Origin of the sequence: Flavihumibacter sp., from assembly GCF_036676075.1 — a bacterium.
Lineage (GTDB): Bacteria > Bacteroidota > Bacteroidia > Chitinophagales > Chitinophagaceae > Flavihumibacter.
This window is the reverse complement of sequence record NZ_JAKFDQ010000007.1, coordinates 965316-986970: the sequence shown is the minus strand read 5'-3', so window position 1 is coordinate 986970 and position 21655 is coordinate 965316. Positions and strand designations below refer to the sequence as shown.

The 21655-nt window shown below is 42.9% G+C and carries 19 protein-coding genes; 15 read left to right on the top strand and 4 right to left on the bottom strand.

Translation table 11 applies throughout. From position 1 onward, the window contains the following. Positions 1 to 48: 48 nt before the first annotated feature. The gene (locus V6M43_RS07095; protein ID WP_332733703.1) at positions 49 to 312 is read right to left on the bottom strand and encodes a hypothetical protein; all 264 of its coding nucleotides are present in this window, start codon (positions 310 to 312) and stop codon (positions 49 to 51) included. Between the two features lie 115 nt (positions 313 to 427). Between V6M43_RS07095 and V6M43_RS07090 the strand changes: the two genes are divergently transcribed. The 3 genes from V6M43_RS07090 to V6M43_RS07080 all read left to right on the top strand — a co-directional run bounded on the left by V6M43_RS07090 (position 428) and on the right by V6M43_RS07080 (position 2151). Next, entirely contained in the window at positions 428 to 919 is a 492-nt protein-coding gene (locus tag V6M43_RS07090) for a CinA family protein (RefSeq protein WP_332733701.1), read from the top strand. Beyond that, entirely contained in the window at positions 916 to 1542 is a 627-nt protein-coding gene (locus V6M43_RS07085) for a DUF4142 domain-containing protein (RefSeq protein ID WP_332733699.1), read from the top strand. Before V6M43_RS07090 ends, V6M43_RS07085 begins: the two co-directional genes overlap by 4 nt. A gap of 81 nt (positions 1543 to 1623) precedes the next feature. Then, positions 1624 to 2151 carry a YciE/YciF ferroxidase family protein gene (locus tag V6M43_RS07080; protein ID WP_332733698.1) on the top strand — a complete coding sequence of 176 codons (528 nt, stop codon included), beginning with the start codon at positions 1624 to 1626 and terminating at the stop codon, positions 2149 to 2151. Here the strand turns inward: V6M43_RS07080 and V6M43_RS07075 are convergent. After that, positions 2141 to 3727, bottom strand: coding sequence for an N-acyl-D-amino-acid deacylase family protein (locus V6M43_RS07075; protein ID WP_332733696.1), 1587 nt, complete (start codon positions 3725 to 3727; stop codon positions 2141 to 2143). The genes V6M43_RS07080 and V6M43_RS07075 overlap by 11 nt on opposite strands. 170 nt (positions 3728 to 3897) lie before the next feature. Here V6M43_RS07075 and V6M43_RS07070 point away from each other — a divergent pair, with 170 nt between their 5' ends. The 4 genes from V6M43_RS07070 to V6M43_RS07055 all read left to right on the top strand — a co-directional run bounded on the left by V6M43_RS07070 (position 3898) and on the right by V6M43_RS07055 (position 6832). Beyond that, positions 3898 to 5262: an alpha-L-fucosidase gene (locus tag V6M43_RS07070; RefSeq protein WP_332733694.1), complete on the top strand. Its 1365-nt coding sequence runs from the start codon at positions 3898 to 3900 to the stop codon at positions 5260 to 5262. A gap of 21 nt (positions 5263 to 5283) precedes the next feature. Beyond that, positions 5284 to 5622 carry an L-rhamnose mutarotase gene (locus tag V6M43_RS07065; RefSeq protein ID WP_332733692.1) on the top strand — a complete coding sequence of 113 codons (339 nt, stop codon included), beginning with the start codon at positions 5284 to 5286 and terminating at the stop codon, positions 5620 to 5622. Between the two features lie 33 nt (positions 5623 to 5655). Continuing rightward, positions 5656 to 6183 (top strand): DUF6933 domain-containing protein, encoded by a 528-nt coding sequence (locus V6M43_RS07060; protein ID WP_332733690.1) that lies wholly within the window; start codon positions 5656 to 5658, stop codon positions 6181 to 6183. A gap of 109 nt (positions 6184 to 6292) precedes the next feature. Further along, positions 6293 to 6832, top strand: a complete 540-nt coding sequence (locus V6M43_RS07055) for a ferritin-like domain-containing protein (protein ID WP_332733688.1) — start codon at positions 6293 to 6295, stop codon at positions 6830 to 6832. 88 nt (positions 6833 to 6920) lie between these two features. On the opposite strand, the gene xseB is transcribed toward V6M43_RS07055, so the two are convergent. After that, the gene (gene xseB, locus V6M43_RS07050) at positions 6921 to 7115 is read right to left on the bottom strand and encodes an exodeoxyribonuclease VII small subunit (protein ID WP_332733687.1); all 195 of its coding nucleotides are present in this window, start codon (positions 7113 to 7115) and stop codon (positions 6921 to 6923) included. Continuing rightward, positions 7093 to 8508 (bottom strand): exodeoxyribonuclease VII large subunit, encoded by a 1416-nt coding sequence (xseA, locus tag V6M43_RS07045; RefSeq protein WP_332733685.1) that lies wholly within the window; start codon positions 8506 to 8508, stop codon positions 7093 to 7095. Before xseA ends, xseB begins: the two co-directional genes overlap by 23 nt. A gap of 430 nt (positions 8509 to 8938) precedes the next feature. Here xseA and V6M43_RS07040 point away from each other — a divergent pair, with 430 nt between their 5' ends. The 8 genes from V6M43_RS07040 to fsa all read left to right on the top strand — a co-directional run bounded on the left by V6M43_RS07040 (position 8939) and on the right by fsa (position 21655). Beyond that, positions 8939 to 11971 (top strand): SusC/RagA family TonB-linked outer membrane protein, encoded by a 3033-nt coding sequence (locus V6M43_RS07040; RefSeq protein ID WP_332733683.1) that lies wholly within the window; start codon positions 8939 to 8941, stop codon positions 11969 to 11971. Between the two features lie 32 nt (positions 11972 to 12003). Then, the gene (locus tag V6M43_RS07035) at positions 12004 to 13563 is read left to right on the top strand and encodes a RagB/SusD family nutrient uptake outer membrane protein (protein ID WP_332733681.1); all 1560 of its coding nucleotides are present in this window, start codon (positions 12004 to 12006) and stop codon (positions 13561 to 13563) included. A gap of 142 nt (positions 13564 to 13705) precedes the next feature. Next, a complete protein-coding gene (locus V6M43_RS07030) occupies positions 13706 to 15283 on the top strand; it encodes an alpha-N-arabinofuranosidase (protein WP_332733679.1) in 1578 nt (525 codons plus the stop codon). Positions 15284 to 15288: 5 nt separating this feature from the next. Continuing rightward, on the top strand, positions 15289 to 16779 hold the full coding sequence (locus tag V6M43_RS07025) for an arabinan endo-1,5-alpha-L-arabinosidase (RefSeq protein WP_332733677.1): 1491 nt from the start codon (positions 15289 to 15291) through the stop codon (positions 16777 to 16779). A gap of 6 nt (positions 16780 to 16785) precedes the next feature. After that, positions 16786 to 18762: an alpha-L-arabinofuranosidase C-terminal domain-containing protein gene (locus V6M43_RS07020; RefSeq protein ID WP_332733675.1), complete on the top strand. Its 1977-nt coding sequence runs from the start codon at positions 16786 to 16788 to the stop codon at positions 18760 to 18762. A 103-nt stretch (positions 18763 to 18865) separates the two neighbouring features. Beyond that, positions 18866 to 19798 carry an arabinan endo-1,5-alpha-L-arabinosidase gene (locus tag V6M43_RS07015; protein WP_332733673.1) on the top strand — a complete coding sequence of 311 codons (933 nt, stop codon included), beginning with the start codon at positions 18866 to 18868 and terminating at the stop codon, positions 19796 to 19798. A 25-nt stretch (positions 19799 to 19823) separates the two neighbouring features. After that, complete coding sequence (locus tag V6M43_RS07010; RefSeq protein ID WP_332733671.1) at positions 19824 to 20975, top strand: aldose epimerase family protein; 1152 nt, start codon at positions 19824 to 19826, stop codon at positions 20973 to 20975. Between the two features lie 29 nt (positions 20976 to 21004). Then, positions 21005 to 21655: a fructose-6-phosphate aldolase gene (gene fsa / locus V6M43_RS07005; protein ID WP_332733669.1), complete on the top strand. Its 651-nt coding sequence runs from the start codon at positions 21005 to 21007 to the stop codon at positions 21653 to 21655.

Sequence of the window (21655 nt, the reverse complement as noted above, 5' to 3'; positions counted from 1 at the left end):
AGGCTGTCAATTGACAGCCTCTTTCTATTATCCACTATTACACCAAAACTACATGGGCCTGTTTTGCTTATCTGTCATATTAGGGATCTTTTCTTCTGTAGTGGATGGTTGCGGTGCTGGATGATCAATCTCCGGTTCATTTTTCCCACCGGTATCATTGTTTCCTGCGCCTTCACCAATATCATCCTGGTCATCTTTATTAGTGATATCATTATCACGGTTTGTCACCGGACCCTGGCTATCATTTCCGTTAGAACCACCGCTTTTACCTGGCCCGGGATCAGCGTTAAAATACATAATTGATTTGTACATGGCATTCGTTTTAAATGTTATAAATTCTGTTTCAACATCCATGCAAACAGGGTACCAGCCAATAATGATAAAACAGATGGCACGTTTTTTTAGCCAACAGCTGTAATGATGCTGTATGGTTAGAACAGAAATACCTCTTGTTGAAATAAAGGAACTGGGTAGAATACTTATAAAACGTTCCAAGACTATTGCAATTGCAGAAAGTGTAACTTCAGGATACATTCAAGCATGGATCTCATCTGCTGATAAGGCCACAAGTTTTTTCCAGGGCGGTATTACCGTGTATAATAATAGCCAGAAGTTTAAACATCTCGGAATTGATTCTATAAAAGCAGATAAGGTGAATGGTGTAAGTGCAAATATTGCAGAAAAAATGGCAATGGCAGCAGCATCAAAATTTGGAGCCGATTATGGATGTGCTATAACGGGTTATGCGGCACCTGATCAGGAATTGGATATTGATCGGCCTTACGCCTGGTTGGCAATATGCACGCCTGACCAGGTCATGTTTAATAAAAGGCTTAAAGGATCAGAGGGAGATTTCCATGAGGTTCAGCAGGGATACGCGCGGCAGGCCATTGATCTGCTGCTAAAAACAATCATATGAAATCATTACACATGTTTCTGTTATTCGCGCTGATTAGCTTTTCGGTTTCGTTATCATCCTGTATTACCGAATCAAACAAGGAAGAAGAAGTTGTAGTTTCTTCCGAAAAGGACTCTTCTACAAAAAATGCAATAAAGGAAGCACAAGAAACCACAAAGCCTGAGCCAACCACTTCAACTGGTAATGGTGCGGCAGAACCCGGTGTGGGAACAACCGCTACTAATGCGGCCCCATTCATGGAGAAGGCGTTAAGAAGCCATCAGCAGGATATACATATCGCGGGACTTGCGGAGAGTAAAGGAACCAATGCAGATATAAAAAATCTGGCGCGCGCAATTCGGGTTGATCATCAGCAGTTGCTTGATGAGTTAAAAGCAATTAGTGGCAATGTGCCAACAGGGCCTGCACAGGGAAAAGAAGTTTCAGAGCTGGAAAAACTTAAAGAGGTTTCATTTGATGAGGCATGGAAGAGTACCATGTTAAAGCAACAGGAAAGTTTGATCAATACATATACAATTCAGCTTGGTAAGGAAAATGATCCGGCTTTACAGGCTCATCTCAATAAGGCTATTTCCGTTCTAAGATCAAACAGGCAGAAAATGGTAGAGTTTCTCAGTAAGTGATCATCTTCATTTTTAAAGTTGATTTCTATCATTGTTTTGCAGAAAGTATTTTCATAGCTTGACCATCCTAAATTTAGTTCTATGGCAGCGCTTAACAAAGAGATCAGCAATCTTCATGACCTGCTCGATTATGATGCACGTAATCTTCTTAGCGGTGAGATGCAGTTGAAACAGGTCATCCACGATTGGACCAACCGGGCGAATGCTTTCAAATTGAAAGAAGTACTATCCAAATACCTCATTTTTATTGAGAAACATATCGTAGTGTTAACGGGTTTTTTTGCTGAAGAGAAAATGTTTTCCCAGGCATTAGCGAGTAAACCAATGCAGGCCTTTATTCAATCGTGCAACGAAAAACTACAACAATGTGCTGATCCTGAAGTGAGTGATGCCTGTTTGCTATCCTGTATCCAGGAAATTAATCATTACAAGATTAGTAGTTACGGAACTGCGGCTGCATTTGCGAATACGTTGGGGATGGAAAAGTTCGCTGCTGTTTTTCATGAAGCTGAAGTGAATGAAAAGCAGATTGATGACAGGCTATCACAGTTGGCAGAGCATGATATAAACATAAGGGCCAGGGCACCAATTTCTCTGCCTAACGTTTAGCTGGTCCATACAGGCAGCTACCACTTCGTGTACCAGTATGTTTTCCTTCATCAATAACCATTTGCCCGTTCACAACTACATACCTGAATCCTTCCGAGAACTGGTGAGGCTGTTCAAATGTGGAACGGTCGGTTACTTTTTCGGCATCAAAAACAACAATATCGGCAGCCATACCTTCCATTATAAGTCCGCGGTTTTTAAGATTGAATTTCTGCGCTGCAAGGGAAGTCATCCGTCGTATTGCTTCCTCCAGGCTTATGATCTTTTCTTCCCTTACATATTTTGCAAGTACCCTTGCGTTGCTGCCATACCCACGAGGATGCGGCATTCCCTGTCCATTTGATACACCTGCGTCGGCCCCAACCATATTGTGGGGATATTGCATAAAATGGCGCACATCATTTTCATTCATGCTATGATAAATCATTTGGGCGCCACCGGCATCGATCATATCTATAACCGTTAACACTTCTTGTTTTAATTTCGGTTTCCTGCCTTTTATTTTATTTATTTCTGAAATTGATTTTCCATTGAAACTACTATCGGCGGAGAAACGGGCCACAACTGCATGGCTATAATTTTTGTACTTGTTTTTTTTCATCTGAGTAATCATTTCGCTAACGATGCGCTCTTTAATAGCTGCATTAGCAAATCGCAAACGGATTGAGTCCGCTCCGCCATCCTGTGCCCAATCCGGTAACTGTGTATTCAGATTGGTGCTGCTGGCTGTGTAAGGATATTGATCGATTGTAACATCATATCCTCCCTTTCTGGCTTCTTCGATATAAGACAATGTTTCACTCGAACGGCCCCAGTTTGATTTTCCACTCACTTTAAAATGTGAGATCTGAACAGGGATTCCAGCCTCTTTACCAATATTGATCGCCTCTCTGATGGCTTCAGCAACATTGTTTCCTTCGCTGCGTATATGAGAAGCATATACTCCTTGATGAGCTGCTGCAACTTTTGCCAGGCTAACCACTTCTTCGGTTTTTGAAAACATACCAGGAAGATATATCAGGCCGGTAGATAGTCCAACTGCTCCATCCTGCATTGCCTTTGCAACAATACTGTCCATTTTGCGCTGGTCCGATTCAGTAATAATTTTATTTTCCAATCCTACTGCTAATCGTCTAACTGTATTATGGCCTACCAGTGAGGCAATATTTAGTGATGTTTTTACACTATCGAGAGATAAGAAAAACTGCGAGAGATCATTCGCTGATCCCCCACAATTGCCAGTTATAATTGTGGTAACGCCATCATAGATAAAATTATCTGCGGTAGGGCGTTCCAGGATGCTTCCCTCAATATGGCCATGCACATCAATGAAACCCGGGGCTACAATAAGTCCCGCTGCATCTATTGTTTTTGTTGCCTTTTCGGCAGCCAGATTTCCTATTCTGATAATCCTGCCATTAATAATTCCCACATCCCCCCTGAACCAGGCATTTCCTGTGCCGTTGATTATTTTACCATTCCGGATAATGATGTCAAAAGGCTGGGCACTAAGGAATAGTGATTGCAGCAACAGAAAGATAAGGAGTCTAACAGAAAGGGATACCTGCAATTTCATATTTCAGTTTGAAGAAAAGTTACGATATTCTATTTCAAGTTTTTAAAAGGTGAAACTGGTGTATTTTGACATTTACTGGGAAAATATTAACTCCTGCCATTTTCCCTAAGGCTGTTCAGCAGAAAGTTTGTAGTTTGATAGCAGCACCCTCAAATGGATGCCCTAACGATATGCGTTCGCAATTAAGGAATGTGGCCCTTGCTACAGGTTTAATGGTGGCGGCTTTGTTTGAGCCGTATGAATTGATTTCCCAGCCATACCAGCCAAGCGCGGAAGTAATTGCGGCAAGGAAGGCATTTCAGGCTGATAAATTCGGGATGTTCATTCATTGGGGTGCTTCCAGTGTGCTGGGTGACGGGGAATGGGTGATGAACAACAGAAACATTAAGGTTCCTGATTACCAGAAGTTGCAACAGATTTTCAATCCGTCGCAGTTTGATGCTGCAACCTGGGTAGCTGCTGCCAAGGCTGCCGGTATGAAATATATCACTTTCATAACGCGGCATCACGATAGCTTCAGTAACTGGGATACCCAGTACAGCGATTGGAAGATCACAAATACACCATATGGACAGGATGTATTGAAAGCACTGTCTGATGAGTGCCGGAAGGAGGGCATCAAACTCTATTTATATTATTCTCTGTTGGATTGGTACCGTACCGATTATCAGTATTGGACGGGCCGAACCGGCCAGGGAACAGGGCGTACAGAAAGGGGCAGCTGGGGCGATTATATCCAGTTCATGAAGAACCAGTTGACGGAGTTGTTAACCAATTATGGACCTATAGCCGGCATCTGGTTTGATGGACATTGGGACCAGGTCAGCTTTAATGAGACCACCAAGAAATGGGAAGGTGAAAGTAAGGTGAACTGGCAGTATGATGAGATCTATGCCCTGATCCATCGTTTGCAACCTGGTACCTTGATAGGCAACAATCATCATCTGGCGCCAATTGATGGTGAAGATTTCCAGATGTTTGAACAGGACCTTCCGGGGCAGAACACTACCGGATGGGGTACAGACCCAAACAGCATTTCTGCCCTTCCGCTGGAGAGTTGCATAACGATGAATGGCTCATGGGGGTTCAATATCACCGACCGGAATTATAAGAGCACCAGGGAAATGATTCAGTTACTGGTAAAAGCTGCGGGACTTGATGCTAACATGCTTTTGAATGTTGGTCCAATGCCCAACGGTGTAATACAACCGGAGTTTATAAACAGGCTTGATTCCATTGGGAAATGGATGGAAGTAAACGCTGAAAGTATCCACAGCACTCGCGGTGCGGGTATTACTAAGGAAAGTTGGGGTACAGTAACAAGATCGGCAGATGCATTTTATTTTCATGTTCTTGACCCCTCTGCCAGCGAAATCCGGCTAGAGAATTTTCCATACAAGAAACTGAAGTCACTAAAGCTTCTCGCAAATGGCAAATCCATCCCATACGAACTCAAGAAAAAAGTATTGACAATTGGATTGGATGGCATCCAAAAAGATCCATACGATACAGTGATAAAAATGATTTATGAATAGGAAGGCATAAAAATCCGGAATATGAGATACACTCTAGCGCTCGACCTTAAAGATGATCCTCAGGCCATTTCCGAATATGAGTCATATCACCAGGCGGTTTGGCCTGAAGTTCTGGACAGTCTTAGGGATAGCGGTATTAAGGAAATGCGAATCTACCGCACGGGAAACAGGCTATTCATGATTATGGAGACCATTCCCGGTTTTTCTTTTGAGGCGAAAGCTGCTGCTGATGCCTTAAATAGTCGCGTGCGTGAATGGGAAGATCTGATGGAAAGGTTTCAGCAGCGTCTTCCCTGGGCGGAGCCGGGCCAAAAATGGGTGCTTATGGAAGAGATATTCCAATTTCCATTGAACAGTTGAGCGGATAATAGGTGCCAATTATTATCTTTAAGAATGATCATCATCCAGGCGGTGCATAAACTTTTAAATGCGTCGCGCTTAAAAGCGCCATTATACATCTCAGAGCCATCCCCCGGACAGGAATTGCATACCTGGTATGCAAAACTGATCCGGACCTGTTTTCCTGGCAAGATGCTGGTATTGTACATGCACAAGCCCTCCGGTTTAACAGTGATTGTTCATGGCAAAACATTGCAGGCAACACATTGTATGTTCAAAGAACGTTTGTTGCTCTTACTACGCCGAAACGGTTTTTCGGAAAAATTCATTGACAGAGAACTGGGTTTAATTGATGATGGTTATGTTGTTGGCAAAACCAGTAGCAAGCAGATGCTGGGCCGCATGAACCAGCTTACCTACATTATAGAAGAATATTGCGTGCGGTCCCCTACTATTGAAGACCTTCCCCTTACCCGGCTTGAAGATCTTATAGCCGATAATATTTACCTGAATACAGAAAATAAAAAGTATGTAGATCCTCTGGATTATTTCCGGGATTTAGGGGTAGTTTCACGGCACTGAGAGTAATTTTTCCCAAAATGTTTCGGTGTTCCCCCACCTTTGATCTATAATATAGCGGCATGCTTATTTTAAGTTATAAGTAACGATTATAACCTTAAAATTTAAGCATATGCAAAAGACTAAGAAGGCACCCGCCGCACCACGTAAAAAAATGACCAGTGAGCAGAAAGAAGATCTTAGTAAGGTCTTTGAAGATGGCCTGAAAGACATGTACTGGGCAGAAAAATACCTTGTGAAGGCACTGCCTAAAATGGCAAAAGCTTCAGAGGACGAAGAATTGGCAGGTGCATTTGAAGACCACCTTGCCCAAACAGAGCAGCATGTTGCTAAGCTTGAGCAGGTTTTTGAACTTATAGGTAAAAAGGCCGTTGCTAAAAAATGTGACGCCATGGAAGGACTTGGTAAAGAAGCAGAATCAGTTATGGAAGAGCATGATGCCGGTCCAGCCCGTGATGCAGCCCTTATTATGGCAGCACAAAAGGTTGAGCACTATGAGATTGCATCCTATGGCTCTCTTGCCACCTTTGCAAAAGTACTTGGCAACACAGAAGCCCGTGATATTCTTGGTGGAATTCTTGACAATGAAAAAGATGCCGACAGCTTACTAAGTGAAATTGCAGAATCTATCAATGAAACAGCAGCTGAATAAAGATTTTTGACCCGCATGGAGCAGTCCTGAAGGTCGAATTCCAAAGCGCGCTCTCAATACTTTTGTATTGAAGCGCGTTTTTTTGTTCTCATTCCATATTTCCGATAATCTTATTCACTTCCGTTTCTGTTGATCGAAGTCTTGCCTGGCAAAATTCAATCAGGGCGGCCGCGCGCTTTAGCTTTTGTGCAAGTTGATCAACAGTGATTGTTTCATTTTCTATCTCCGTTGCTATCTCTTGCAATTCGGCATAGGCCGACTCATAGGTCAAATGGGTTTCCATCAGGTATTTTTTTGCTATTAACAGTTGTACTTATTTCTGCATCGGCCATAATTATATCAACAAGATCACCTTTCTTAAAGCCTCTCCCACTCGACATAAAATTATTATTATGTCGTATAAGTGCAAACCCTCTCTGCAGTAGATTTTCAGGAGATGCCATACGGAAAAGCCTGATCAGGTTATCAATATTGGATTGATGCTGCTTTAAAAAATTCCGGTTATGAACCCGGAGTGTAGTGATCGTGTGGAATAACTCATTTTTTTTTGTTGAGATTAGCTGGACTGGCCTCTGGGCGAACATATTTTTCCATAGAATAAGTGATTGTTTGTGCTGGTAAAGCAGGGTTTGAGATTGGAAAAGTACAGCGGCCCGCAATTGTGTTAGTTCTTGCTTGCTTGCGGCCAACATTTGCTGGGCATAAATGATTGCAGACTGCTGACTTGTTAGTAATTCCTGTTCAAATGTCCTGTTATGCTGGATGATATACTCGGCAACTTTTGTGGGTGTTTTAAGGGAAGTATGAGCCATCATATCTGTGATGCTCTCATTTTTCTGATGGCCAATTCCAGAAACAACAGGGAATGGGCATGCCGCAACAGCTGCAGCTATTTCATACATGTCGAAAAGTAAAAGATCGGTAGCGGAGCCGCCTCCCCGAATAATCACCACGGCATCGTAGTCCACCCCTTTTTGATGCGCAGCTTCTGCAACCTCTTCTAGTGTGGCAGCCAGCGCTGGTGCATTCTGCTCACCCTGCACGGTGGTAAAAAAGCCATCAATTGTGAACTTATAGTGAAAAGGATTGTCTTCAAGGCTATGCAGGAAATCTTCATATCCCGCAGCACTTCGGGAACTCACGATAGCTATACGTTGGATAACAAGTGGAATCTCGAGCTCCTGGTTAAAAGTCTCTAGTCTACCATCACTATTACGCCAAACATAATCAGGGTTTTCAATTAACAGTCTTTCAATGGTAGCCTGTCTTTGTTGTTCCTGTTGGCCCATTGTAAAGCGGGGATCAATATCCAGAAGGGTAAGTTTAAGTCCGTATACCGGATGGTAATCAACTGACACCTCAGCCAGTACTTCAATATCATTGGTGAATATTTGGGCAGTTTCATTCTCAAATGCCTTGATCCTTGTCGCCCCTGTACTCCATGCAACAGCGGCGAGTTTTGTAATAATATTAGCGTTACCAGATGCGATTTTAGTTTGATTTTTAAAGTTCCCGCCTTCACGTTCAACCAGGTCAAAATAATGAAATCCCTTCTGGCGATAAAAGCTGTGGTTGATTACTTCCGCTATTACCCAAAATCGTTTATAAGCAAAACTATCCTGCAAAGTTTCCTGGATTAGCAGGCTGAGTTGGGATAGCCGCATGAATGATGACATGCGTTAAAGATAAGAATTGTAAAGAGGCATTTAACGCAATTCTACACAGCGGCATAAGCAAATTCCCATGATCTAAACAGAGCAGCTTTAAAATTTACCACTTAACAACCATGAGGACAGGTACGTGATATGTTTTGTTCATCCAATACACCGGTTATAAGTGTTAAAATGACAAATAATATTGATAATGACAGCTTTAGGTGTTTCATTATATAGAAGATTCTAACAAAAAGATACAACAATAGCGCTTACCTATTTAATAGATATGCATTATTGGTGGGTGCAGGGATTTGAGAATCTACTCCTGAAAATATTTTAAAATAATTTGGCTAAATATTAATAAATGTCAAAAATACATTTATTTTAGTGCAAGGAAATCGTATTTCCTTATGTTGTTTTTTGCATTGTGAACCATTATTAAAAAAAACTTATGAGATTGCTTGTCACACGAAAATTTCGGTGCATACTGCTTTGCATCTCTCTCACTTTAACCTTTTTGCAGGTTTCCGCACAATCCACTCCAGTAACAGGAAGAGTCACCGATATAAAGGGTAATCCCATTGTTGGTGCAACTGTTTCACTCCAGGGCGGTAGTGCGATGGTGATGACTGATCAGGATGGTCGATTTAGCATTGAAGCTAAAGAGAACGACATTCTGCAATTAACAAATGTTGGTTTCAAGGAACAACGCATTACCGTGCGTGCTGGCCAGGCCATTCGTGTTTCTCTTGAAGAGGCAGTAGGCACGCTGGATGATGTTATCGTTGTAGGTTACGGTACACAAAAGAAAAAGGATCTTACCGGATCGGTTGGTGTGGTTAAGGTAGATGATGCTAAGAAAACAGCAACCTATGATGTTGCGAAAATGCTTCAGGGTCAGGTATCAGGTGTAACCGTTCATGGTTCGGGAGAACCAGGGGGGTATGTTCGTATCAAAATTCGAGGGGTGAGTTCCTTTGAGAACAATGATCCACTTTTTGTTGTGGATGGCGTTCCGGTAACAGCTCCATTTGATTTCAATCCTGGTGATATTGAAAGTGTTCAGATATTGAAGGATGCTTCTGCCGGTGCAATATATGGGGCACGCGCGGCCACAGGTGTAGTTATCATCACTACTAAAAAGGGGAAGGCTGGACAACTCAAAGTCAATTACAACGGATATGTGGGCGCACAATATAATCCCAAAAAATTGTCTGTTACTGATCGTGTTGGATACCAGAAGATCGTCACTGCGGCCGAGTTGAATGCAGGTCTTGGAATTGCACCCGCCAATGATCCATCCAGTGCAAGTTTTGTGGATGATGTTAACACCGACTGGCAGGAGGAAGGTTTTCAAACAGGTTTGATTCAGGATCATAATGTTGGTTTTTCTGGTGGAAGCGAAGCGGCTACTTATAGCGTTTCCCTTGGCTATTTCGACCAGCAGGGAACATATACTGGTCCACAGAAATACAATCGCTATACCCTTAATGCAAACCTGGGCGGGAAGAAGGGAATATTTTCCTATGGGGCCAAAGTTGCCTACAGCCAATCTGGTAAAGTGGCGCCTTTCAATGATATGGGCTCACGTGCTGTATTTGGTGGAATGGTCACCAGTCTGGTTACCGCTTTCCCAACTATACCCGTTAAGGATCCGAATCATATTGGTGGATATGGTGGACCCGCAGAAACAATTTACAGGGGTATCATGCTGAATGTGATAGGAATGAATGCACTACTTGATAATGAGAACAACCGCTCCCGGATGCTTGGAAGCTTTTGGGGAGAGCTGGCATTGGCAAAGGGACTAAAATACAGGCTCAACTTAAGTTATGATCGCACAGACTGGAAAGACAGTTGGTTCGAACCAGAGTTTGAAATGGGTACATACTATACCAATACATTATCGCTCCTTCGTGATAACCGGGGTATTAATAATACTTCACTTATCGAGAATCTGTTAACATACAAACTGGAGTTGAATAAGCATACATTTGATCTCCTGGGTGGAATAACATATCAGTACGATCGCGGAGAAGGAATTTATGCCAGTGCACGTGGTCTTACAATGCCATACTATCCCAATTTTGAACAAGCGCCCGCTGAGGGAAAAACAGTTTCAAGTGGCTACCAGGAAAGCAATATCTACTCCTATCTTGGAAGACTGAATTATAATTTCGATGATCGTTACCTGCTGACGGTGAATTTCAGAAGGGATGGTTCATCACGGTTCGCACCTGGTAATAACTTCGGTAATTTCGCCTCAGCTGCAGGCGCCTGGAACTTACATAATGAGCAGTGGTTACGTTTGCCAGATGTTATCAGTTCGCTGAAAATAAGGGGTGGCTATGGTGAACTTGGAAACCAGAATATTCCCAATTACGCCTATCAGGCTTTCGTGAATACCAATGCGTCTTATGTTTTTAACGGCGTACTTGCACCTGGTACTACAACTGTAAATGTTGTTGACCCTTCATTGAAATGGGAAACGAAAGTAACATCATATGTTGGTGTTGATGCGGGTTTAATGAATGAGAAGCTTACTTTCTCCGCTGAATATTATCGTAATACAAATAAGGACCTTCTCTTCCCTCTTCCTATACCATTAACGGTTGGATCATTCCCCTCCAATGTGATTTCCAATGCTGCGACTATGCGTAATAGTGGTTTCGAATTCAATCTTGGTTATCGTAGCCAGGTGGGGAAATTCAAATATAACCTGAATGCGAATATGCACACTGTAAAGAATGAAGTGCTGAAGCTGGGTGATAATGATGACCCTATTTATGGTGCCGGCAGCAAAACTGAAGTTGGCCGTTCAGTAGGAGATATTTTTGTTTACCGTACAGCAGGGTTATTCAATAGCCAGGAAGATATCGCCAAGCATGCGCAGCAGGTGAATGCGGCTCCCGGTGATGTTAGATTTGTGGATACAAATGGAGATAATGTTATCAATGACCTCGACAGGGTTTACCAGGGTAGTGCCATTCCGAAATATTACTTTGGATTCAATGCCGGAGCCGGCTACGGAAACTTTGATTTTTCAATGTTCTGGCAGGGGCATGGAGGTAACAAGGTGGTGAATGGAATCTACCATGACCTTATGCTTGGCTTATATGCTAATTACCATACCGATTACCTGAATTACTGGACACCTCAAAATACGAATACAAATGTTCCCCGCCCGGTAATAGGTGATCCGAACGGCAATAACAGATTGTCTGATCGCCATGTTGAAAGCGGCAATTACATAAGGCTTCAGAATTTCCAGGTTGGATATTCACTTCCAGCTGGTATCCTGGGAAAAACTAAGATCCTTAATTCACTCCGCATTTATATTTCAGGACAGAATGTTCTTACAATTTCTGATTACAAAGGATATGATCCTGATTTCATGAGCGATGGTCTCTATAGCAGGGGCTTTGATATTGGTTCATGGCCTAACCCAAGAACGTACATGTTTGGTGTGCAGGCAGGTTTTTAAGGTCGCTAAATTTCAAAAAAATCGAAATGAAAATGCCAACAATAAAAATATATGCGGTAATGATTGCCGCAGCAACAATAGGGTTCACAGCCTGTGAGAAAAAACTTGAACTCGTTAATCCTAATGCACCTACCTCCGCCAGTTTCTGGAAAACGGCAGATGATGCTATTAAGGGAGTAAATGCTGCTTACAGCAGCCTGATCATCGATGGAAGCTATATGCGCTCCACACCACTCATGATGGATACACGTGGGGACGATGCAAAAAGTAATAGTCCCTGGCTTCAGATGTACAATACCGGCAAATTTGCTCTCAACACTGCCGATGGCGCAATTTATGGCTGGTCTTATGGTGCCTTTTATGAAGGGGTGTCAAAGGCCAACCAGGTCTTACATTATGTTCCACAGATCGAGATGGACGCAGAATTAAAGAACAGGATATTGGGACAAGCCCATTTCCTGCGTGGATTATATTTTTTCCATCTCGCCAATTTCTGGGGAAATGTTGCTTATCCTACTGAACTGCCAGCTAGTAAGGACGCTTATTATATGCTTCAGGAAACCCCGGAAGCCGGTTGGGCTAAAGCGATGGCTGATTTTGATGCCGCGGCTGGTCTCTTACCGGTAAGTTATGATGGCGTAAATGGTCCTGACCAGGGTAATAAAGGAAGGGCCACCAAAGGTGCTGCACTGGCTTACCTGGGCAAGGCTCAGCTTTTTAATAAACTATGGCCCGAAGCGGCGGCAAGTTTCAAGGCAGTGATTGACCTTGGTGTTTATGACCTTGTGGATAATTATCGCGACAATTTCAGAGAAAATTCCGAAAATAATATCGAGTCAATTTTCGAAGTTCAGTTTGATGGAAGTGTTGGAGGAACAGAATTGGGCTGGGGCGGCACCCCGTCATCCTCCTGGGGTAAATACAGCGCAAGAGCAATAACCTATGGCCCCCGTGGATTTGGCTTTGTGGATGTTCAACCAACAAGGGCTGCATTCAATTCTTTCAATGAAGAAAAGACAATTGATGGCAAAGAAGATCCACGCTTGCGTGCAACCATGTTCTTTAATGCCCCGGGTGTTACAGTATACGGACAGGAATTCTCTGTGGCCTATGCAAATAATCCTGCCGACCTGAATGATCTCTTCGTGCGTAAATATCAGAATGACGAAACCAAACCAAATGAATTTGACTGGCGTTCAGGCATGAATGAGAGACTCCTTCGTTATGCGGATGTATTACTCATGTATGCTGAAGCACTGAATGAAACAGGTGCAACTGCTGAGGCATACCAGTGGATCAAACTTGTTAGAGATCGAGTTGGTCTCCCTGATCTATCGGTTACAAAGCCCGCAATGACTCAAGCGCAGATGCGTGATCAGATTGCACACGAGAGATTATTGGAACTCAGTCTTGAAGGTAAACGGTTTGATGATATCAATCGTTGGGGATGGCTTAAGGACCCTGTAAAACTGGCCATGCTCAAGGAAAGGGATCCTGAATTCAATTCCTACCAACCTGGGCGTGAATACTTTCCAATTCCTCAGTCAGAGATAGAGATAAATAAGGGATGGATTCAAAATAGCAGTTATTAAATATTTCTCATACAGCAAGCATCAGTCGTTTATTGGGAGAATGGCAGGAGGATTGTTCCCGATCCTCCTAACCCTCCCTTTCTATGTATTAATTCTATAAAAGTGTATATTTAACAATTAATAAGCCACATAAAATATTTGCATGAACCTAACGATTGCCACCCTCGTTCGGCTGCTCTTAAAGACAGCTTTTACAATAACCATTATTTTCAATTCAATAAATGTTTTGCAGGCACAGGTGGTCAATGTATCACTTCGTCCATCCGAAGCCCAGCACGTAATTGATAAGAATATTTACGGTCATTTTGCGGAACACCTGGGCACCTGTATTTATGGTGGGTTTTATGTTGGTGATACCAGCACACTTGTTCCACATTCTGAAGGCGTACGTAATGATGTTATTGAGGCGTTGAAAAAGTTGAAAGTGCCTGTACTTCGCTGGCCTGGTGGTTGTTTCGCCGATACTTATCATTGGAAGGATGGTGTAGGCCCCCGTGAAAAGCGACCCACAATAGTTAACAGGTGGTGGGGAGGAGTTACAGAAGATAATAGTTTCGGTACACATGATTTCCTGAATATGTGTGAGAAGATCGGCGCACAGCCCTACCTGGCCGGAAACGTAGGGAGTGGTACGGTGCAGGAACTGATAGACTGGGTTCAGTATGTAAATTTTGAAGGGGTAAGTCCCATGAGTAAATGGCGTAAGGAAAATGGCCGTGATAAGCCATGGGATGTAAGTTATTGGGGTGTGGGAAATGAAGCGTGGGGATGTGGTGGTAACATGACTCCCGAGTATTACGCCAATGAGTACCGTAAGTATGCAACCTTCATGACCGATTGGAGCAATAGCGATAAAATGTTTCGTATTGCTTCCGGTGCCAATTCAGGAGATTTGAAGTGGACTGAAGTGCTTATGCGCGATATCCCCCACCACATGTTGGAAGGCGTGGCACTTCACCATTACGCTGTAATCGATTGGGCCAAGAAAGGTCCCTCTATTGATTTCACTGAAGCGCATTATGCAGCTACAATGAAATCAGCATTAAAGATGGAAGAATTGGTAACCAAGCATTCAGCGATAATGGACAAATATGATCCTAAGAAAAGAGTAGCGCTGGTTGTGGATGAATGGGGAGGATGGTATGAAGGTGATCCTGGTACTAACCCAGGGTTCCTGCAACAACAAAATACAATGCGTGATGCAATGATCGCAGGGGTAACGTTAAATATTTTTAATAATCATGCAGACAGGGTACGTATGGCGAATCTGGCACAGACCATTAATGTGCTGCAGGCTGTAATACTTACTAATAAGGAAAAGATATTACTTACTCCCACATTCCATGTTATGGAAATGTACAATGTGCACCAGGACGCAACGATGATACCCTTGGACTTTGCTAGTCCCACTTACATCGCTGGCAAGGATACCATGAATGCGGTGTCTGTATCCGCATCAAAAAATAAGGCTGGCGTAACACACATATCTCTGGTGAATATTGATCCATCCAATGCCAGGGAGATAAATATTGGCATAGATGGCCTTTCAGTTAAATCTGTAAAAGGACGTATTCTTTCTTCAGCAAGGCTGCAGGATCATAACAGCTTTCAGCAACCTGAAAAAGTGAAGCCGGCAACATATAATGGAGCTTCATTGAAAGGAAAACAAATAAATCTGAAAATTGCTCCTGCTTCTGTAGTGGTGCTTGAATTAAGATAATGCAAATGCTGAGATATATATCTAAGTGCACGCTGTCAATTATTTTGATTGGGGCAATGACGGCAGGATGTTCCAAAACTGATTCTGGTCCGGCCCAAAACCCTGATCCGGTTCCAGGACCAGGGCCAAGCCCTTCACCAGCATTTGACATCAATTCAATCCGGGATAATTATGAGGATATTGCTTCCCCGGAAAAATATTTTTTCTGGGGATCTCATAATGTACATGATCCTTCCATCATAAAAACTGGGGAATACTATTATGCGTATAGTACAGATGTTGCCTGGGGGCATGCTATACGTGCGGGATTACAGATAAGGCGATCCAAAGACCTGGTTGAATGGAAGACTGTGGGCTGGGTATTTGATGGCCTTCCAGCAAAAGGTGCTTCGTTTATCAGACAGAACAATAGCGAACCATTCGGATCACTCTGGGCGCCATATGTTTTGAAGGTAGGTAACGAATACCGGCTTTATTATTCACTATCAAGTGCGAAGCCAAGGCTGAGTGTTATTGGTCTGGCTACCGCCTCCTCGCCCGAGGGGCCCTGGAGGGAAAAGGATCTTGTAGTTGTTTCCAGGGATGACCAGACCATACAGACAAATGCTATCGATCCTGCTGTTGTGGTTACGCCGTCAGGGGAACATTGGTTTTATTATGGCTCTGCCTGGGATGGAATTTATGCATTGCCGTTAGATCCGGTAACCGGTCTTGCAAAGTCACCAGGATATAAAGGCAAGCGCATTGCCAATCGCGGATTTACAGGAGGAAAATATAATGGAAATATTGAAGGCCCTGAGGTCATTTACAATTCCCAATTAAAAAAGTATTATCTGTTTATTTCTTACGATTGGCTTGAATCAAAGTACAATGTACGGGTAGCAAAAGCTGATAACCCCGATGGTCCTTTCTATGATTATAATGGAAAGGATGTAAATATTAATGAGGATCATGGCCCTATGATTTTAGCACCCTATCAGTTCAGGAACCATAGCGGTTACCAGGGTGTTGCCCATAATGCGGTTTTTGAGGATGGCGCAGGTCAGTATTATATTGCCCATCAGGCGAGGCCGGGGAATGGCAAATTCTTTATGAACCTGCATGTAAGAAAAATTTTCTGGACCCCTGATGGCTGGCCCGTAGTATCTCCCGAACGATATGCCTGGGAAGATAATAGCCTTGTTCCTTCCGCGGATATATCTGGTAGTTACGAGCAGATCGTGCTGGGCTATCGTGTTGTTCCCGGATATGCGGAAGAGCAAGTTTCTCCTGACTTCCAGGTGAGTGTTGATCTGATGGTCAATGCTAACGGAAGTCTTAACAACAATGCTGGCACCTGGAATTATAACGCACCCTGGCTCGAACTCAAATGGAACAATGGCTACACCGATAGGGTAATGGTACAAAGAGGCCGTGATTGGGAAAATAAGAAAAACACTATCATATTCACCGGACTTAACAATGAAGGAGTTGCTGTTTGGGGAAAGAAAAAATGATCAATGATGAATAGGATTTTAATATTAGTTGCCTTGCTTTTTTCATTTACCGGAACCATGCAGGCGCAAGAGAATGCAGAAATAGTAGTGAATGCAGAACATAAGATTGCACCAATACAACCTACTATGTGGGGAGTTTTTTTTGAAGACATTAACCTTGGCGCCGATGGGGGCATGTATGCAGAATTGGTGAAGAACCGTTCCTTTGAATTCTCTAAGCCATTGATGGGATGGAAAACAGAAGGCAAGGTGAAAGAGGGGAATTTCCTGGTCATTAACCGCGGACTTGAATCTGAAAAAAATCCCAGATTCTTACGTGTAAGCACTGAATCAGCCACAAAAGGAAGTTTGGGAATTACCAATGAGGGGTTCCGTGGTATGGGCATTAAAAAAGATCTACAATATGATTTTTCTGTATGGTATCGCCAGCCTGTAAAAGGACTGATAATGCACCTTGAGCTCTTGAGTGACAATGGCGAAACTATGGGTAGCGCTGTGTTTACTCCTGAATCTACCAACGAATGGAAGCAGGGTGGAGTGAGTTTAAAAGCAGCTTCTACTTTTGCTAAAGGGCAATTTCGCATATGGTTTGAAGGCAATGGCCAGATAGATCTGGATATGATTTCTCTTTTTCCCACTGATACCTGGAAAGGACGCAAGGGTGGACTTCGCGCAGATATGGTTCAGATGCTGGCTGATATGAAACCTGGATTTATCCGATTCCCTGGAGGATGCATTGTGGAAGGTCATGATCTTGGCGTCAGGTATCAATGGAAAAAGACAATCGGCCCCGTTGAGCAACGCCAGCAGATCATTAATCGATGGAATACGGAATTCGCACACCGACCCACCCCCGACTATTTTCAAACTTTTGGACTCGGATTCCTTGAATATTTTCAGATGGCAGAGGATATGGGTGCTGAGGCACTGCCTATTCTTAATTGTGGCATGGCCTGCCAGTTCAATACTGCTGAGGTGGTTCCCCTCAGTCAAATGCAACCCTATGTTCAGGATGCCCTGGATCTTATTGAGTTTGCTAACGGCGATGCTACTACGCAATGGGGGAAGATTCGTATCGCACTAGGACATCCTTCCCCCTTCAACCTGAAATATATTGGAGTCGGGAATGAAAATTGGGGCCCACAGTATGTAGAAAGGCTAAAGATATTTACGAAGGCAATTAAGGAAAAGTATCCAACTATTAAAATTGTCAACAGCTCCGGTACTGATCCCGAAGGTGAGCGATTCGAATATCTTAATAAGGAGCTTCGTAATATGGGTGCTGATATTATTGACGAACACTATTATCGTCGCCCTGAATGGTTTCTCAGTAACGCAGGCCGATATGATTCTTATGATCGTAAAGGCTCAAAAGTGTTTGCAGGTGAGTATGCTGCACAAAGCGACAAAACGGTCAGTGTCAATAACCGAAATAACTGGCTTACAGCAATGGCAGAAGCTGCGTTCCTTACTGGACTTGAAAGGAATGCAGAAGTTGTTCATATGGCCTCCTATGCTCCTTTGTTTGCACATGTAGATGGCTGGCAGTGGACGCCTGATCTCATATGGGTGGACAACTTAAAAGTATATGGTACGCCTAATTATTATGTACAGAAGCTTTTTTCCACAAATCGCGGTACCCATGTTGTTGAAATCACAAGCAAAAAGCAAGCATTAACGGGTAAAGACAGTTTATATGCTTCCGCAGTGCTTGATGAAGATAAAAGTGAATTGATTTTGAAGATCGTGAATGCTTCCGGAAATCAAGTGGAGAGGAATTTGAATATTAAGGGAGCGAAGCGAAAAGATACTTCTCCTAAAATGTTGGTTTTAAAAAGTGATGATCTTAATACTGTGAATTCTATTGATGCACCAATGACAGTGGCTCCCGTTGAATCTGTTATGAAAAGCAAAGGCCCTAAAATGAAGCTGCTACTGGCGCCACAATCGCTTACAGTTGTTCGCATTGCTTTGAAGCAGTAATCAATACAAGGTAAGTACAACTTTAAGATTAGCGAATAATTAATTCATGAGCCGTCTCAATATTTTAGTCTTAACTTCTTTATTGCTTTTTACTTGCATTGCTGTGGCACAGCCCGCCACGCCCTCACAAATATCTGTGCATGATCCGGTGCTTATTAAAGAAAAGGATAAATGGTATTTATTTGCAACCGGCATGGGTATCAGTGTGTGGAGTTCAACAGATATGAAGAACTGGAAGCCTGAAAAGCCTGTATTTTCCGAACCACCTCAATGGGCCATTCAAACAATACCTGGTTATCGGGGGCATACCTGGGCGCCGGATATAAGCTTTGATGGTAAGAACTATTTTCTCTATTACAGTGTATCTGCTTTTGGAAAGAATACTTCTGCAATCGGACTTGCAGTCAATAAAACATTGGATCCGGCATCTCCTGATTTTAAATGGATTGACAAAGGCAAGGTCTTACAATCTGTTCCTGGCCGCGATATGTGGAATGCTATCGATCCCAACCTTATCAGAGATGATAAGGATCAACCCTGGCTGGTATTCGGCTCTTTCTGGAATGGAATGAAACTGGTAAGGCTTAATAAAGACCAGGATGCGCCTGCAGTGCCAGAAAAATGGTTTACTGTGGCAGCAAGGCAGCGCAGTTTTTATCTGCCCGATACTGCAGCCGGCGATGCCGCAATCGAAGCGCCTTTTATTATAAAGAGAGATCAGTATTATTATCTCTTCGTTTCATTTGATTATTGCTGCAGGGGTGAACGAAGTACTTATAAAGTTGTGGTCGGCAGGTCGGAAAAGCTTGAAGGTCCATATATTGATTGGGATGGATTAGCTATGAACCTTGGAGGAGGAACCACCGTGTTTGAAGGAAATCGTCAGTGGCATGGCGTAGGCCATAATGCTGTTGTATCGGAGGGAGGAAAGGATTATCTTGTTTGTCATGGGTACGATGCCAATGATAACGGCAGGCCAAAACTTATTATTCGGGAGATGCAATGGAGAAACGGATGGCCATTGGTGCCCCGTTAACCAAAGAAAAATAAATGATGTTAATATGAAAATAATGAAGGTATTACTTGCCGTAGGTGCTTTGGCATTAACCACATTTTCCTGCAAGAATGAAGAGCAAAAAGAAACAGGAGAACCAATGATTAACAAAGGATCTGCTGAACCCGGAATTCATAAAGCATCATGGGGAATGTTTGATAACAGGGAAGTCGATCTTTATACATTGATCAATAAAAATGGGACCACAGTAAAGATTACTAATTACGGGGCCATTGTAACTGCATTTGAAACCAAAGATAAAACCGGAAATTTTAGCAGTATTGTTGTAGGTTTTGATAGCTTGTCGCCCTATCTGCAAAGTCCGCCCTATTTTGGCGCGATCATAGGTCGTTATGGCAACAGGATTGGTGGCGGAAAATTTATGATAGGAAAGGATACTTATACTCTTGCCACGAACGATGGTGAAAATCATCTCCATGGGGGTAAAAAGGGATTTGATAAAGTTGTTTGGGTGGCGGATGCTTATGTGGACAGTATCCCATCCATAACCCTAGGTTATGAAAGCAAGGATGGAGAAGAGGGCTATCCGGGTAATCTGAAGGTGAGCGTTAAGTATACATTGACCGATAATGATGAATTAAGAATTGTTTATGATGCAACAACAGATAAGCCCACACCGGTGAATCTTACCAATCATAGTTATTTCAACCTTACTGGTGATGTACTGAAAACTATTTTGGATCATGAGCTCCAGATCGATGCGGCGGCTTATACACCAGTGGACAAAGGTTTGATCCCAACCGGGGAGATACGTGCAGTTGCCGGAACACCCTTTGATTTTACAGCACCCACAACAATCGGAAGCAGGATAGCACAGGTTCCCGGAGGTTATGACCATAACTGGGTGCTCAATAATAAAGGGGGATCATTAGCACATGTGGCAACACTTACTGATACATTGAGCGGGCGCTACCTTCAGGTGCACACAACAGAACCCGGATTGCAATTCTATTCAGGCAATTTCCTTGATGGTAAATTTATCAATCACACTGGTAATCCAGTTAATCTTCATACGGCACTTTGCCTGGAAACACAACACTTCCCCGACTCACCAAATAAGAAAGAATTTCCCTCAACTATACTGGAACCCGGACAAAAATATCATACAGAAACAGTATATAAAGCAGGACTTAAATAGAATTTATAATAAACAGAAACCAGCGTCAGATGAAGTTTTTTATAGACACAGCAAACCTTGATCAGATAAGAGAAGCGTATGCATTAGGTATCCTGGATGGTGTAACAACCAACCCTTCCCTGATGGCTAAAGAAGGCATCAAAGGCAATGAAGCCGTTCTTCAACATTACAGAAATATTTGTGAGATTGTTGAAGGTGATATAAGTGCGGAAGTTTTGGGAACAGATTTTAATACAATAATTGAAGAAGGAAAAGTGTTGGCCGCATTGCATCCAAACATCGTTGTAAAAGTGCCAATGATCAAAGATGGGGTGAAAGCCATCAAATGGTTTACAGATAATGGCATCAAAACCAATTGTACTTTGATCTTTTCTGCCGGACAGGCAATTCTTGCTGCAAAGGCAGGCGCCACTTATGTATCGCCTTTTATTGGGCGTATTGATGATAGTGGATGGGATGGGATGCAGCTTATTAGCCAGATATCTTCCATATATGCGATACAAGGATTTAAATCCCAGATTCTGGCAGCATCAATACGTAATGCTAACCATATAATTGATTGCGCTGAAGCCGGTGCTCATGTGATCACCTCGCCCCTGGATCCAATCCTTGGACTGCTTAAGCATCCACTAACAGATATCGGACTTGCGAAATTCCTGGAAGATGCAAAGAAAATGTAA

Excerpts from the sequence above, each read along its gene's own strand:
- V6M43_RS07020 (WP_332733675.1), top strand. The coding sequence starts at position 16,786 with ATGAATAGGATTTTAATATTAGTTGCCTTGCTTTTTTCATTTACCGGA.
- fsa (WP_332733669.1), top strand. The coding sequence starts at position 21,005 with ATGAAGTTTTTTATAGACACAGCAAACCTTGATCAGATAAGAGAAGCG.
- V6M43_RS07070 (WP_332733694.1), top strand. The coding sequence starts at position 3,898 with ATGCGTTCGCAATTAAGGAATGTGGCCCTTGCTACAGGTTTAATGGTG.
- V6M43_RS07090 (WP_332733701.1), top strand. The coding sequence starts at position 428 with ATGGTTAGAACAGAAATACCTCTTGTTGAAATAAAGGAACTGGGTAGA.
- xseB (WP_332733687.1), bottom strand. The coding sequence starts at position 7,115 with ATGGAAACCCATTTGACCTATGAGTCGGCCTATGCCGAATTGCAAGAG.
- V6M43_RS07065 (WP_332733692.1), top strand. The coding sequence starts at position 5,284 with ATGAGATACACTCTAGCGCTCGACCTTAAAGATGATCCTCAGGCCATT.
- V6M43_RS07080 (WP_332733698.1), top strand. The coding sequence starts at position 1,624 with ATGGCAGCGCTTAACAAAGAGATCAGCAATCTTCATGACCTGCTCGAT.
- V6M43_RS07075 (WP_332733696.1), bottom strand. The coding sequence starts at position 3,727 with ATGAAATTGCAGGTATCCCTTTCTGTTAGACTCCTTATCTTTCTGTTG.
- xseA (WP_332733685.1), bottom strand. The coding sequence starts at position 8,508 with ATGTCATCATTCATGCGGCTATCCCAACTCAGCCTGCTAATCCAGGAA.
- V6M43_RS07085 (WP_332733699.1), top strand. The coding sequence starts at position 916 with ATGAAATCATTACACATGTTTCTGTTATTCGCGCTGATTAGCTTTTCG.
- V6M43_RS07025 (WP_332733677.1), top strand. The coding sequence starts at position 15,289 with ATGCTGAGATATATATCTAAGTGCACGCTGTCAATTATTTTGATTGGG.
- V6M43_RS07095 (WP_332733703.1), bottom strand. The coding sequence starts at position 312 with ATGTACAAATCAATTATGTATTTTAACGCTGATCCCGGGCCAGGTAAA.
- V6M43_RS07060 (WP_332733690.1), top strand. The coding sequence starts at position 5,656 with ATGATCATCATCCAGGCGGTGCATAAACTTTTAAATGCGTCGCGCTTA.
- V6M43_RS07055 (WP_332733688.1), top strand. The coding sequence starts at position 6,293 with ATGCAAAAGACTAAGAAGGCACCCGCCGCACCACGTAAAAAAATGACC.
- V6M43_RS07035 (WP_332733681.1), top strand. The coding sequence starts at position 12,004 with ATGCCAACAATAAAAATATATGCGGTAATGATTGCCGCAGCAACAATA.
- V6M43_RS07030 (WP_332733679.1), top strand. The coding sequence starts at position 13,706 with ATGAACCTAACGATTGCCACCCTCGTTCGGCTGCTCTTAAAGACAGCT.
- V6M43_RS07040 (WP_332733683.1), top strand. The coding sequence starts at position 8,939 with ATGAGATTGCTTGTCACACGAAAATTTCGGTGCATACTGCTTTGCATC.
- V6M43_RS07010 (WP_332733671.1), top strand. The coding sequence starts at position 19,824 with ATGAAAATAATGAAGGTATTACTTGCCGTAGGTGCTTTGGCATTAACC.